The 13,889-nt window shown below is 61.7% G+C and carries 13 protein-coding genes and 1 rRNA gene; 11 read left to right on the plus strand and 3 right to left on the minus strand.

From position 1 onward, the window contains the following. From G520_RS0113375 to G520_RS0113415, 9 genes are all read left to right on the plus strand, one after another. Window positions 1-1,281, plus strand: coding sequence for a lipopolysaccharide biosynthesis protein (locus G520_RS0113375; RefSeq protein ID WP_036666338.1), 1,281 nt, complete (start codon window positions 1-3; stop codon window positions 1,279-1,281). Beyond that, a complete protein-coding gene (locus G520_RS0113380) occupies window positions 1,278-1,859 on the plus strand; it encodes an acyltransferase (protein ID WP_051229393.1) in 582 nt (193 codons plus the stop codon). Before G520_RS0113375 ends, G520_RS0113380 begins: the two co-directional genes overlap by 4 nt. After that, window positions 1,852-2,964: a glycosyltransferase family 4 protein gene (locus G520_RS22805; RefSeq protein ID WP_246542690.1), complete on the plus strand. Its 1,113-nt coding sequence runs from the start codon at window positions 1,852-1,854 to the stop codon at window positions 2,962-2,964. The genes G520_RS0113380 and G520_RS22805 overlap by 8 nt, the downstream gene beginning before the upstream one ends. Continuing rightward, complete coding sequence (locus G520_RS0113390) at window positions 2,961-4,067, plus strand: glycosyltransferase family 4 protein (protein ID WP_028536106.1); 1,107 nt, start codon at window positions 2,961-2,963, stop codon at window positions 4,065-4,067. Before G520_RS22805 ends, G520_RS0113390 begins: the two co-directional genes overlap by 4 nt. Continuing rightward, complete coding sequence (locus G520_RS22810; protein WP_051229395.1) at window positions 4,064-5,329, plus strand: glycosyltransferase family 4 protein; 1,266 nt, start codon at window positions 4,064-4,066, stop codon at window positions 5,327-5,329. Before G520_RS0113390 ends, G520_RS22810 begins: the two co-directional genes overlap by 4 nt. After that, window positions 5,326-6,489, plus strand: a complete 1,164-nt coding sequence (locus G520_RS0113400) for a DegT/DnrJ/EryC1/StrS family aminotransferase (protein WP_028536107.1) — start codon at window positions 5,326-5,328, stop codon at window positions 6,487-6,489. Before G520_RS22810 ends, G520_RS0113400 begins: the two co-directional genes overlap by 4 nt. A gap of 32 nt (window positions 6,490-6,521) precedes the next feature. Continuing rightward, window positions 6,522-7,118, plus strand: a complete 597-nt coding sequence (locus G520_RS0113405) for a sugar transferase (protein ID WP_028536108.1) — start codon at window positions 6,522-6,524, stop codon at window positions 7,116-7,118. 4 nt (window positions 7,119-7,122) lie between these two features. Continuing rightward, window positions 7,123-9,030 (plus strand): polysaccharide biosynthesis protein, encoded by a 1,908-nt coding sequence (locus G520_RS0113410; RefSeq protein ID WP_028536109.1) that lies wholly within the window; start codon window positions 7,123-7,125, stop codon window positions 9,028-9,030. Between the two features lie 63 nt (window positions 9,031-9,093). Continuing rightward, window positions 9,094-9,693 (plus strand): YdcF family protein, encoded by a 600-nt coding sequence (locus tag G520_RS0113415; RefSeq protein ID WP_028536110.1) that lies wholly within the window; start codon window positions 9,094-9,096, stop codon window positions 9,691-9,693. 385 nt (window positions 9,694-10,078) lie between these two features. On the opposite strand, the gene G520_RS0113420 is transcribed toward G520_RS0113415, so the two are convergent. Together G520_RS0113420 and ubiD are read right to left on the minus strand one after the other, a co-directional pair. Then, a complete protein-coding gene (locus G520_RS0113420; RefSeq protein ID WP_028536111.1) occupies window positions 10,079-10,438 on the minus strand; it encodes a 50S ribosome-binding protein YggL in 360 nt (119 codons plus the stop codon). An 84-nt stretch (window positions 10,439-10,522) separates the two neighbouring features. Then, window positions 10,523-11,998 (minus strand): 4-hydroxy-3-polyprenylbenzoate decarboxylase, encoded by a 1,476-nt coding sequence (ubiD, locus tag G520_RS0113425; protein ID WP_028536112.1) that lies wholly within the window; start codon window positions 11,996-11,998, stop codon window positions 10,523-10,525. 148 nt (window positions 11,999-12,146) lie between these two features. On the opposite strand from ubiD, the gene G520_RS0113430 reads away from it, so the two are divergent. Next, window positions 12,147-12,746 (plus strand): OmpW/AlkL family protein, encoded by a 600-nt coding sequence (locus G520_RS0113430; RefSeq protein WP_028536113.1) that lies wholly within the window; start codon window positions 12,147-12,149, stop codon window positions 12,744-12,746. An 83-nt stretch (window positions 12,747-12,829) separates the two neighbouring features. Here G520_RS0113430 and G520_RS0113435 read toward each other — a convergent pair whose 3' ends face one another. Then, window positions 12,830-13,462 carry a pyrimidine 5'-nucleotidase gene (locus G520_RS0113435; RefSeq protein WP_028536114.1) on the minus strand — a complete coding sequence of 211 codons (633 nt, stop codon included), beginning with the start codon at window positions 13,460-13,462 and terminating at the stop codon, window positions 12,830-12,832. A 309-nt stretch (window positions 13,463-13,771) separates the two neighbouring features. Here G520_RS0113435 and G520_RS0113440 point away from each other — a divergent pair. After that, a 16S ribosomal RNA gene (locus tag G520_RS0113440) occupies window positions 13,772-13,889 on the plus strand; the annotation flags it as partial.

A 13,889-nucleotide genomic window follows, 5' to 3' on the forward strand; every position in this document is an offset into this window, starting at 1 on the left:
ATGCGGGCGCGTTGCCTCGGCATGCTGAAGGGCGAGTTTGTGCGTCATATCGTCACGCTGGTGACTGGCGCGGCGTTGGCACAGATGCTGCCCTTGCTCGTGCAGCCTGTTCTGACGCGCTTGTACACCCCCCATGACTTCGGTGTATTTACCGTTTACAGCACCTGGATGTCCAATCTTGCGGTGCTGGCGACGGCGCGCTATGAAATGGCCATCGTGCTGCCGGCCGACGAACGGCGCGCGATCAACCTGATGGGGCTCGCGCTGCTGTTTTCGACCGTGCTGGCACTGGCGGTGATGGTGTTCGGCCTGTTCGGCGGCAATGCGCTGGCGGTACATTCCCTGCTACGGCCGGACCAGGGGCGCCAGCTCGTGCTCTTGCTGCCCTTGCTGCCGCTGTCGCTGTGGTTCGCCGGCCTGACTCAGGCATGGACCAACTGGAACAATCGCCAACTGCGCTATCGCGCGAATGCCAACGGGCGCATGGGGCAGGCTGTAGGCATGTCGCTGGTGCAGCTCGGCGGCGGTCTGCTGGCTGCCGGTCCCTGCGGACTGATTCTCGGGCAGCTGGCCGGGCAAGCCGGTTCCCTGCTCGCGCAGGCCTGGATCGATATCAAGCAGCGCTTCCCCTGGCGTCACCAGATGGACCGTTCGACCATGCGTTCGGTGGCGGCGGAGTATGTCGAATTTCCCAAAGTGAATACGCCGCATGCTTTTGTCGGCGCGCTGCAGGATTCGGTTACCATGTGGCTGTTAGTGACGCTGGCCAGCACGTCGACGGTCGGGTTTTACGGGCGCATGATGCTGCTGGTGAAGCTTCCGGCCGCCTTGATCGGCCAGGCCGTATCGCAGGTCGCGTATCGCGAACTCGCGCAGGCCCGCAATGCCGGTGCGCCGCTGCGGCCGATTCTGCGGCGTCTGATGCTGGTGTTGGGCGGGCTGGCATTGCTGCCTTTTATAATAATTAGGTTTGCAGGGGAACCATTGTTCGCTCTGGTGCTCGGAAAGACTTGGGGAACGGCGGGTCTGTACGCCGAAGCGATCGCGCCGTTCATCTTGCTCCACTTTGTGGCGTCCCCGCTTTCCACGTTGCCGCTCGTCGTCAAGAAACAACGCCAGGCGTTTCTTATCTCCCTTGTGCAGATGGTGCTTTTCATCGGCGCCCTGTGGGCAGGTTTCAAGTTGTGGGGTGACCCGGTCCAGGCGTTCAGTCTGCTGGCCTGGGTGATGGTGGGCTATTTTCTGCTGTATTTTGCCTGGTTGTACCGGATCGCCAAATGAAACTGCAAAGCCTGTGGACACGTCTCCGTTTTCGCTTCTCCGCGTGGTTGCACCCGCGCATGGTCTACGGTTTTCGCCGTGGTGACGGCGTGTTGCTCAAGCGCACCCGGGTCTCCAACATGACCCGGGTCGAACATGGCCACTTGTTGCAAGTGGAAGATAATGTCTATATCGGGCATTTCAACTTTATCGACGCCTCCGGCGGCCTGCGCATAGACGAGGGTTGCCAGATCACCAACTACGTTTCCATTCTCACCCATTCCAGCCATATCGCGATCCGGCTTTACGGGCGCGCTTACCTCGATCACCGCAGCCACACCGGTTATCTGAAAAAGAGCAGCCATGTCGGCGCCTACAGCTTCCTCGGCCCGCATTCCGTGTTGATGCCGGGCGTGGTGCTGGGCAAGGGATCGCTGGTTTCCGCCTACAGCTTCGTCCAGGCAGGGGTGTACCCCGATTTCGCCATCCTGGCCGGCAATCCGGCCAAGGTGCTTGGCGATACCCGCGACATGGACAGCGCCTGGCTGGCCGAGCACCCCGAGTTGTTACCCTTGTATGAGGCCTGGTCGAGTGACTGATTTTGCCGTCGACAAACTGATGGTCGTGGGGTCGGCGTCCATCCACACCTGGCGCTTTCTGAGCGGTATCGCCCCGTATGCGCGCGAAGTGTGGCTGGCGTGCAACGGGGAGCCGCCTCCCGAGCATCGCCCCGCGAATCTGGCCGGCGTGTGCCGGCTGGATTTCAGCCTGACCGCGTTCGGCACGGCTTCGCGCCTACGGCGCTGGGCGCAGGCGGTCTCGCCGTCGCTGGTGCACGTGCATCAGGCCAATAGCGTCGCGTGGCATGCGCGGCGCGCACTGGGCGGCAGCCCGGTGCCGCGCGTGCTGACGGCCTGGGGCTCGGATGTCCTGCTTCTGCCGCAGCGCAATGCCTGGTTTGCGCGCATGGTGCGCGGCAATCTGCTTGCCGCCGATGCCGTTACCTCGGATTCCCTGTATATGGCGGCCCGTATCCGCGAGCTGAGCGCGAAGCCCATGCGCATCGAGATGCTGAACTACGGCATGGATGCCTTGCCGCCGGCGGTCGATTGCGCGGCCAAGCCGCGACGGGTGCTCTCCTGTCGCCTGCACAAACCGTTGTATCGCGTCGATGCGATCGTTCGTGCCTGGGGCGAAATTGAAGCTCGCCATCCCGACTGGTCGTTGACCGTCGCGGCGAGCGGAGAGCAGAGCGAGGCGCTCAAGCGTCTGGCACTCGAGCTCGGGCTGCGTCGCATCGAGTTTACCGGCTTTGTCGACAGCGCCACGCTCGGCGGCTTGTACCGCGACAGCCGCGTATTCGTCAGCGTGCCGACATCGGATGGCACCAGCATCAGTCTGCTCGAGGCGATGGGCCACGGCTGCCTGCCGCTGCTATCCAATCTGCCTGCCAATGGCGAATGGGTGATCGATGGCCTTAACGGGCGCATCGTCGAAGACGTCTCGCGCCTGGCCGCCGCACTGGAGGCGGCGCTGTCCGACGCCGACGACGACGCGCGCCTGAACGAGATTGCCGCCATCAACCGCCGCCTGGTGGCACAGAAAGCCCTGCACGCGGACAATATGCGGCGTTTTGCCGGACTGTACCGCGATCTGCTAACCCTGCCTGCCCGAACCGCTGCGGCGGACGGGGCCACACTATGAAAATCGTTCACCTGACCAGCGCCCACCCGCGCCACGATATCCGTATTTTCGTCAAGGAGTGCCGCTCGCTGGCTGCGGCCGGGCACGATGTCACACTGATCGTGGCTGACGGGCTCGGCGAAGAAATCCGCGACGGCGTACGCATTCATGACGTCGGCGCCAAGCGTGGCGGGCGGCTGTCGCGCATGACTTCGACCGTCGGCCGCGTGCTGCGCGCCGCGCTGGCGCTCAAGCCCGACGCGGTGCATTTTCACGATCCGGAATTGCTGCTGGCGGCCTTGAAACTCAAGCGGGCCGGCATCCGGGTCGTCTACGACGTCCATGAAGACGTCCCGCGCCAGATCATGGCCAAGTACTGGATTCCCGCGCTGTTGCGCGGCCTGGTTTCGCGCGCGTTCGAAGTGCTGGAAAACGCGGCGGCGCGCCGCTTCGATGCCATCGCGACGTCGACGCCGCATATCCGCGAGCGTTTTGCCCGCCTCAACCGCCGGGCGATCGACATCTGCAATTTTCCCATCCTGCAAGAGCTGATCCGCGATACGCCATGGGAAAGTCGGCGCAACGAGGTCTGCTATATCGGAGGCATCTCGCGCATCCGTGGGATTGAGCCCATCGTGGCTGCCCTGCCCGGGTTGCCGGTTCGCTTGAACCTGGCCGGGCCGTGGAGCGAACCCGACCTCAAGACGCATATGCAAGCCGCGGCCGGCTGGGAGCGGGTCAACGATTTGGGCATGCTCGACCGCGCCGGCGTCGGTGCCGTGCTCGCACGCTCGCGCATCGGTCTGGTGACCCTGTTTCCCACGCCGAATTATGTCGACGCCTTGCCTATCAAGTTATTCGAATACATGGCGGCAGGCATGCCGGTGATTGCGTCCGATTTTCCGGTCTGGCGCGCGATCGTCGATGGCGCCGGTTGCGGCCTGCTGGTCGATCCGCAAGACCCGCAGGCGATCGCAGCGGCGATAAGCAGCCTGCTTGCCGACGACGAGCGCGCGCGCGCCATGGGCGAGGCCGGCAAGCGCGCGGTGCTGGCCCGCTATGGCTGGGACGCCGAGGCCGCCAAATTGCTGGCGCTCTACCGCGAACTGACGACTGATCAATGAAAATTCTCTATATCAACCACTATGCCGGGTCGCCGCGACACGGTATGGAGTTCCGCCCCTATTATCTGGCGCGGGAGTGGGTGCGCAGCGGTCACGAAGTGACGATGGTTGCCGCCGACTATTCGCATCTGCGCCAGCATAACCCGCAGCTGGAGCACAGTTACCGGTCCGAAGAGATCGACGGCATCCGCTATCTGTGGTGCCGTACGCCATCCTATGCCGGCAATGGTCTCGGGCGCGTGCTCAATATTTTTGCTTTTCTCGGACAACTGCTGCGCGCCCGGCTCGGCCGCTGGCGCCCGGATCTGGTCATCGCTTCGAGCACCTATCCGCTGGATGCGGTGCCGGCGGCCTGGATTGCCCATCGCAGCCGTGCCAGGCTCGCCTATGAGGTGCACGACCTGTGGCCGTTGACGCCGGTCGAAGTCGGCGGCATGTCGCCGCGCCATCCTTTCATCCGCCTGATGCAGTGGGCCGAAAATTTTGCCTACCGCCACGCGGATGCCGTGGTGTCGATGTTGCCTTGCGCCCGCGAACACATGCAGAGTCATGGCATGGCGCCGGACAAATACAGCGTCGTCCCCAATGGAGTCGATGTTGCCGAGTGGCAGGGGGCGAGTCTGCCCCTTGGCGAACAACATGAAGCGCTGCTCGACCGCCTGGCGGCCGAAGGCCGCTTCGTGGTCGGTTATGCCGGCGGGCATGGTCTGGCCAATGCGCTCGATTATTTGCTCGAAGCCGCGGCACAGGTGACGACCTTGCCGCTGTCCTTTGTCCTGGTCGGTGACGGGCCGGACAAAGCCGCGCTGCAACAGCGCGCGCAGGCAGCGGGGCTCGAGCATGTCCATTTTCTGCCGGCCTTGCCCAAGCGCGCCGTGCCGGCTTTGCTGGCACGAATGGACACCTTGTTTATCGGTTGGCGTAAACTTCCGATCTACCGTTTCGGGATCAATCCGAACAAGCTGTTCGATTATATGATGGCGGCCAAACCGGTGATCCATTCGGTCGACGCCGGCAACGATATCGTGCGCGAGGCCGGCGCCGGCTTGTCGGTGGCGGCGGAAGACCCCGCCGCGATTGCCGCGGCCCTCACGCATATGCTGGCGCTGAGCCCCGCCGCGCGCGCGGAAATGGGGGCGGCCGGCCGGCGCTATGTGCTGGAAAACCACGATTATCGGGTGCTGGCCGCACGTTTTCTGGATGCCTGCCTGCCGCGTGCGGCAGGATTCCTCGATCTGCCTAATTTGATGAGTGAGCAATGATGAGCGAACCATTCCTGCCTTTTGCCTTGCCGGAAATCGGCGAAGAAGAAATCAACGAAGTCGTCGATGCCCTACGTTCCGGCTGGGTGACCACGGGCCCGAAGACCAAACAGTTCGAGGCCGATTTCGCCGCGTTCATTGGAGGCGGCGTCGAAGCCATTGCGGTGAATTCGGCGACAGCCGGCCTGCATCTGGCCCTGGAAGCCGTCGGCATCGGCCCCGGCGACGAAGTGATTGTCCCGACCTATACCTTTACCAGCACGGCCGAGGTGGTTCGCTATCTCGGTGCCGATCCCGTACTGGTCGATATCGACCCGGCGACCCTGAATATCGATGCGGCGGCGGTGCGTGCGGCGATCACGCCGAAGACGCGTGCGATCATGCCCGTCCATTTCGCCGGTTTGTCCTGCGATATGGATGCGATTCTGGACATCGCGCGCGAGCACGGACTCAAGGTGGTCGAAGACGCGGCGCACGCTCTGCCGACCAGTTGGCGCGGTCAGCGCATCGGCACACTGCAATCCGATGTCACCGTGTTCAGTTTCTATGCCAACAAAACCATGACCACCGGCGAAGGCGGCATGGTGGTGTCGAAGAATCCCGAACTGATCAAGCGCTGCAAGGTGATGCGTCTGCATGGCATCAGCCGCGACGCGTTCGATCGCTACGTCTCCACCAAGCCGGCCTGGTTTTACGAAGTGATCGAGCCGGGCTTCAAATACAATATGACCGACATTGCCGCGGCGATGGGGCTGCATCAGTTGAAGAAGTTGCCGCGTTTCCTCGAGCAACGCCAGCATCTGGCCGAGCGCTATGATCGTGAGCTGGCGGACTTGCCGCTGATTCTGCCCGCGCATCCGGTCCATGCCGGTGATGTGCATGCCTGGCATGTGTATGCTGTGCGGCTGAAGCCGGAAGCCGGCATCGAACGCGGCGATTTCATCGCGCGCATGGCCGAGCGTGGCATCGGTTGCTCTGTCCACTTCATCCCCCTGCATCTGCAGCCTGTCTGGCGCGATCGCTATGGCCTCGTGCCGGACCGCTTCCCGCATGCCCAGCGCGCATTCGAGGGCGAGGTGTCGATTCCGTTGTATACGCGGATGAGCGATGCCGATCAAACGCAGGTGATTGCAGCCATGCGGGAAATCCTGAGCGCATGATATCCGGGCCGCCCTCTCCCCGCCCGGGATCGATGTGCGTGAAGCGCCTGTTCGATCTTGTCGCCGGCGGCTGCGGCCTGTTGCTGCTCTCGCCCTTTCTGCTCGCGATTGCGCTGTGGGTGCGGCTGGACTCGCCCGGGCCGGTGTTTTTCCGCCAGGTGCGGGTCGGTCGCGGCGGGGTGGAGTTTCGCATTCACAAATTTCGCACCATGTGCGTGGACGCGGAGGCGCGCGGGCAGTTGACCGTCGGCGCCGATGCGCGCGTGACGCGGGCTGGACGGGTGCTGCGCAAGACCAAGCTCGACGAATTGCCGCAATTGCTGGACGTGGTGCTGGGCGATATGAGCCTGGTCGGGCCGCGGCCGGAAGTCCCGCGCTATGTGGCGCAATACCCGGCCGACGTGCGTGAGCGGGTGCTGTCGGTGCGCCCCGGCATCACCGACTGGGCGTCGATCCGCATGATAGACGAGAACGACATTCTCGCAGGGGCCGACGATCCGGAACGCGCCTATCTGGAACGGGTGCTGCCGGAAAAACTGGACTACTATCAGCGCTACGCGGCGACGCATACGCTGTGCGAAGACGTCCGCATTCTGTTTGCAACGATAATAAAGATCGTGACGCGCTGAGACCATGTTCGAAAAACTGCTTTCCTTCTCGCGCCATAACAAGATGGCGTTGTTGATGCTGATCGATACCCTGTTGCTGCCGCTGGCGCTGTGGAGTGCGGTCGTGTTGCGGCTCGGCGGCAGCTGGGACCCCAAGCTCAATCCGTATTTGTGGATTTTCGTCGTCCCCCCGATCTGGGTGATTCCGATTTTCATCAAGCTCGGTCTTTACCGTGCCGTGGTGAAATATCTGGACGACAAGATCGTCTACACCGTGTTTTACGGGGTGACGCTGGCGGTGCTGGTGTTGACGGCGGTGATCGTGATGTCGCGCATCGGACCCTTTCCGCGATCATCCATCATCATTTTCTGGGTGTTCGCCATGGCGTATATCGGCGGCAGCCGCTTTCTGCTGCGCGGTCTGGTGCGCCGTATCGATGCCGTGGATTCTCCGCGCGAACACGTGATCATCTATGGCGCCGGCCGTGCCGGCGTACAACTGATGCTTGCCCTGCAGGCCGGGCGCGAATATCGCCCGATGGCCTTTGTCGACGACAATCCGGGTCTGTGGCGGCATACTTTCCGCGGCATTGCCGTGCACGCGCCGGCCGAGTTGCCGGCGCTGCTCCGCGATACGGCCGCGCGCCTGATCCTGCTCGCGCTGCCTTCGGTCAGTCGCTCGCGCCAGCGCGAGATCCTCGAGGGGCTGGAGTCGCTGCGTGTCCCGATCAAGCGGCTGCCCGGCATGTCCGATCTGGTCTCGGGCGAGGTCAGGGTGGAGGAGTTGAAGGAGGTCGATATCGAGGACCTGCTCGGCCGCGAACCGGTTCCGCCACGGCAGGAACTGATGTCGGCCAATATCGAGGGGCGCGTGGTGATGGTGACCGGCGCCGGCGGCTCCATCGGTTCGGAGTTGGTGCGGCAGATCGTGCGTTGTGCGCCACGCCGGGTGGTGTTGTTCGAAATTTCCGAATTCGCCCTGTATGCCATAGACCGCGAACTGGCCGAACGCGTGCCTGCGGTCGAGCGGGTTGCGCTCCTGGGCTCGGTGACCGATTTCGATAGATTGTGCCAGGTCATGCGCAGCTTCGAGGTGGATACGGTCTACCATGCCGCCGCTTACAAGCACGTGCCCATGGTGGAGCATAATCCGGTCGCCGGCATTCTCAACAATGCGTTTGGCACCGACACCGCTGCCCGCGCGGCTGAAGAATGTGCGGTTTCTACCTTTGTTCTGATCTCGACCGACAAGGCGGTGCGCCCGACCAATGTCATGGGCGCGACCAAGCGGCTGGCGGAATTGACGTTGCAGATGCGGCACGCGCGCAGCAGCGGCACCCGCTTCGTCATGGTCCGTTTCGGCAATGTTCTCGGTTCGTCGGGCTCGGTCGTGCCCTTGTTCAAGCACCAGATCAAGCACGGCGGTCCGGTCACGGTCACGCATGCCGATATCACCCGTTATTTCATGACGATTCCCGAGGCGGCGCAGCTGGTGATTCAGGCCGGGGCAATGGGGGAGGGCGGCGACGTTTTCGTGCTCGACATGGGGCAGCCGGTGCGCATTGCCGACCTGGCGCGGCGGATGATTCATCTGTCCGGACTCGAGGTGAAGGATGAGGCGCATGCGCATGGCGATATCGAGATTCGTTATAGCGGGTTGCGCCCGGGCGAAAAATTGTACGAGGAGTTGCTGATTGGCGATAACGTGTCGTCGACCGATCATCCGCGCATCATGCGGGCGCAGGAATATCATCTGGGCGCCGAGGAATTGAAGAGTCTCATGGATCGCCTGCGTGCCGCGTGCGACGCGCTCGACGCCCGCGAGGCATTCGCATTGATGCAGGAGGTTGTGCACGAGTTCAATGCCGGCTCGCAGACCGAAGACTGGGTAGCCCGCCAACTGGCTTGCCACGAAGCGCAGGCCGACGGGTAGAGCGCATGCCCTGCGGCGTTAACCCGTTTATAATGCATCCCTGACACCATTTTCGGGGAAATCATGCAGTACCTGCGTTTGATGCTGAGAGGCTTTATGCTTGCCGTGCTGTTGCTGCTGGTTTTTACGGCACTGACGGCATGGCGCATCGTCGACTATGGCGCGCGCACGTCTGATGATTCTGCCGATGCGGCGCTGGTACTGGGAGCCGCCGCTTGGGGGGACCGGCCGTCGCCGGTTTTTCGCGAGCGTATCCGGCATGCGGTCGATCTGTATCAGCGTGGCAAGGTGCGCTGGATCGTATTTACCGGCGGGACGCCGGTGCCCGGCTATCCATCCGAAGCCGAAGTCGGACGCGCATTCGCCCTGCGCGCCGGGGTGCCGATGACGGCGATGCTGGCCGAGACCGAATCGCGCACCACCTGGGAAAATATCTCCAATGCCAGACGGCTGGCCGAGCCTTTCGGCATTCACTCCTACCTGCTGGTCAGCGATCCCTGGCATATGCGACGTGCGGTGCTGATGGCGGAAGACCTCGGCATTGATGTCGCGCCATCGCCCACCGTCTCGACCCGTTTTCGGACGCTGACCGTGCGGTGCGGCTTTCTGATGCGCGAAACCTGGCTCTATATCGGCTACCGCATCTTCCGTACCTTGTCCTGAGCGTCGGGCTGCAGATCTCGCGCACTCTCTCGTATCGTCAGCGGTAGCAGGCGTCGCCGCGATGGCAGCGACAACTGGCTTATGGCATCGGATGCCTTGCCGGTCCCACCGAACGGCTGGACGCGGAAGCCGATCTTGAATTCGGCGTCGTGTTCCGGCGCAGGGTCCGCGTCGCCAGCGTCATTGCCTCGACCGGATCATGAGTCACGAACATCATGGCGGCCCGCTGCAGCGATTCTTGCTGCCCCCTCTGTTGCGGGACTTTTCGGGTAGTGGAGCGGGCGATGGATGGGATAAATGCAAACCGGGAACCGCACATCGCTGCGCGGCTCCCGGTTGCTGTCTGCTTGCCGTGTGGCGGCAGGCGCGAGACGAGACCCTGGACTCAGTCGTAATGCCACATATCGATCAGGTCGCCGGCTTCGAGCGAGACGATCTCGGCGCGGGCTTGCAGCCAGGCCGACAGTTGCGCTTTCACGGTATCGTCGACTTTGATCGCACCGATCGGAAATACGACACCTTCGAGACGCTGTGCACCGTCGAAATGGCCGCCAAAGCTGACTCCGGCCGCATCGACCGTGGTCAGCCAGGCATCGAGCAGACTGTCTTGTGCCGCGGCGTCGATGCCGCTGGCAAAGGTGGCGATCAAGTGGAAGCCCAGTTCGGTAAATTCGCCGACACGCTGTTTTTTGCGTTGGCGCGTATTCAGTTTTTTCAGACGTTGCAGCGAGTTCGGGTTGCGCATAGTGTGGCTCCGGTTTGAATGCCGGCGATGATAGCAGCGTTTTGATGCGCGCGCCTCATCGCCGATGCCGGAAGGCTGGGACGGCTACAGGCCCAGCGCCTCCCAGATCGAATCGACGCGCGATTTCACTGCGTCATCCATGCGGATCGGCGTCCCCCATTCGCGCCGGGTTTCACCCGGCAGCTTGTTGGTCGCATCCAGCCCCATCTTGCCTCCGAGCCCGGAAACCGGACTGGCAAAGTCAAGATAATCGATTGGAGTGTTTTCTACCAACATGGTGTCGCGCACCGGGTCCATGCGGGTGGTGATGGCCCAGATGACTTCCTTCCAGTTGCGGGCATCGATATCGTCATCCACCACGATGATGAATTTTGTGTACATGAACTGCCGCAAAAAGCTCCAGCATCCCATCATCACGCGGCGAGCATGACCCGGGTACTGTTTCTTGATGCTGACCACCGCCATGCGGTAGCTGCAGCCTTCGGGCGGAAGATAGAAATCGGTGATCTCCGGGAACTGCTTTTGCAGTATGGGAACGAACACTTCATTGAGCGCCACGCCGAGCACCGCGGGTTCATCCGGCGGTTTGCCGGTATAGGTGCTGTGATAGATGGCATGTTCGCGCATCGTCATGCGTTCTATGGTGAACACCGGGAAGCGGTCCTGTTCGTTGTAGTATCCGGTGTGATCGCCGAATGGACCTTCCAGGGCCGTGTCATCGGGATAGATATGACCTTCCAGTATGATCTCGGCCCGTGCCGGAACCTGCAGGTCGCTGCCGATGCAGCGGGTAAGCTCGGTACGGCTGCCGCGCAGCAAACCGGCGAACTGGTATTCGGACAAGGTATCGGGAACAGGCGTGACCGCACCCAGAATCGTCGCCGGATCGCAGCCGAGGGCGACGGCGACCGGGAAGGGTTGGCCGGGATTCGCCTGGCAGAACTCGCGGTAATCGAGCGCGCCGCCGCGGTGGGCGAGCCAGCGCATGATGACCCGGTTTTTGGCGATGACCTGTTGCCGATAGATTCCGAGATTCTGCCGCTTTTTATGCGGTCCGCGGGTAACCGTCAATCCCCATGTAATCAAGGCGGCTGCATCTCCTGGCCAGCAATGCTGGACAGGTAGAATACCTAGATCAACGTCCGGTCCTTCCAGCACAATCTGCTGGCACGGTGCTTTGGAGACCGTTTTCGGCGCCATGCTCAGCACTTGCTTCAGCAAGGGCAGCTTGTCCCACAGGTCTCGCCAGCCGCGCGGGGGCTCCGGTTCTTTAAGATAGGCGAGGACGTGCCCTATCTCCCTGAGCTGCAAGGTGGTTTCGGCTCCCATCCCGAGCGCCACGCGCTGCGGCGTACCGAAAAGATTGCTCAATACCGGGAAGTCGTAGCGGAGTCCATCGCGGGTCGGTGCTTCGAACAGCAGGGCTGGCCCTGCAGCGCGCAGTACGCGATCACCGATTTCTGTCATCTCCAGATACGGGGAAACCGGATGGGCGATACGCTTCAGTTCGCCCATCTGTTCCAGATTGGCGACAAAGTCTCTTAGGTCTGAATATTTCATGACATAAACATGATCTGCCGCAAACAGCTGCGGCTCAAGTTTCCCTAGTCTGGTTACGGGACGTCGCACGCTACTGCCGCAACGGAGTCAAGTCAATCGCGGTGGGCGTCGACGGGCTGTAATGACCACCTATGCTGGAGAAAACCAAATGAAAAAGCTACAACTTGCGCTTGTTACCGGTTTGTTTTCTGCCGCGGCTTTTGCCGCACAGGGCGATATCCTGGCCCGTTTCCGCGTGATTGACGTCAAACCGGAAGTCAGCAGCGACAAGCAGCTGCAAACCCTTGGAACCACGGTGAACTCCGATGTCGTACCCGAACTCGACTTCACCTATATGATTACCGACCATATCGGTACCGAGCTTATTCTGGGAACGTCGCGCCATGAGCTGAATTCGTCGATCGGTTCGCTGGGCAGCGTCAGTGTATTGCCGCCTACCCTCACGCTGCAATGGCACTTCGATGCGATGGGGCCGTTCCTGCCTTATGTCGGCGCCGGTATCAACTACACCCGCTTCTATAATTCCGGACTGCACGCGGGCAGCCAAAATGTGAATATCGACAAGAACAGCTTCGGTCCGGCATTGCAGATCGGTACCGACTACACGATCAGCAAGAAACTGTTCATTAACGTCGACGTCAAAAAACTCTATATCAAGACCAAGGCGACTCTGGATGACGGGACCGATCTGGGTACGCTCAAGATCAATCCGTGGGTCTTCGGTATCGGCGTCGGCACGACCTTCTGATCGGCTGGATGTCCGGCCAGCGAAGAAGGCGGCAAAGCCGCCTTACTCGCTGGCCGGTTTTTTTTCGGAACGTGCCGGGCCGTTCAGCGCAGGGCCAGACGCCGCAAATCGCTGAGTGTCGTGATGTGGCTGTCGACCCAGTGCGGCCGGCGGTGAGAAGAGGACAGCCAGACCGTCTTCATGCCTAGCCCGCGCGCGGTGCGAAGATTGTCGAGGCTGTCCTCGACCATGATGCAGTGCGCCGGGTCCAACCGTTCGCGCGAGAGCACGGTCTGGAAAGCCTGGCGCAGGGGCTTGGGTTTATAGGCCACTTTCTCCACCCCATACAAGGCGGCGAAGTGGCGCGTAATGCCGAGCCGGTCGCTGATGTGTTCCACGTAATTCTGCGGGCCGTTCGACAACATGATTTTGCGGCCCGGAAGTCGGTGCAGGATGCAGGATACCTGGTGGTCCCAGACCAGCAGCGGCAGCAGTTCTTCAGTGCGGTGCGTCTCACGCAGGAAATGAACCGGATCGACCGAGTGGTAGCGCATCATTCCGCGCAGCGTCGCGCCAAAGCGCTGATAGTACTGCTGGCGCAGCGCGCGGGCGGAGGGCTCGTCCAGTCCGAGGTGCTGCATGATATAGAGTGTCATGCGCAGGTCGATACGCGGGAAGATAGCGTGATTGGCATTGTGCAAGGTGTTGTCGAGATCGAAGATCCAGGTCGGGTGCAAGCGCGTACTCTCCAAGGCTAAGCGACACTTATTATCATTGCAGCGCGGCGCGGTTGTCAGTGTTATTACAGACAGATGGTCGGTGGAATGAATATTTCGAAATAAGGCTTGACGGGTCTGCGGGGTGGCGGTATAGTTCGCCTCCTCAGCTGACGACGCAAACGAAACACGGCGCCGACAGCACTGCTCTTTAACAAAACGAACAACCGATAGGTGTGAGTGTCTGGCCGAAGCCGACACTTGCACTGCAAGAGAAGGACCACTGGTTCTTTAATCTTGCGTGCCAAAGTACGAAATTAGCTAAAGATTGAACTGAAGAGTTTGATCCTGGCTCAGATTGAACGCTGGCGGCATGCTTTACACATGCAAGTCGAACGGCAGCACGGGAGCTTGCTCCTGGTGGCGAGTGGCGAACGGGTGAGTAATG

It is taken from the genome of Paludibacterium yongneupense DSM 18731 (assembly GCF_000422925.1).
Taxonomy (GTDB): domain Bacteria; phylum Pseudomonadota; class Gammaproteobacteria; order Burkholderiales; family Chromobacteriaceae; genus Paludibacterium; species Paludibacterium yongneupense.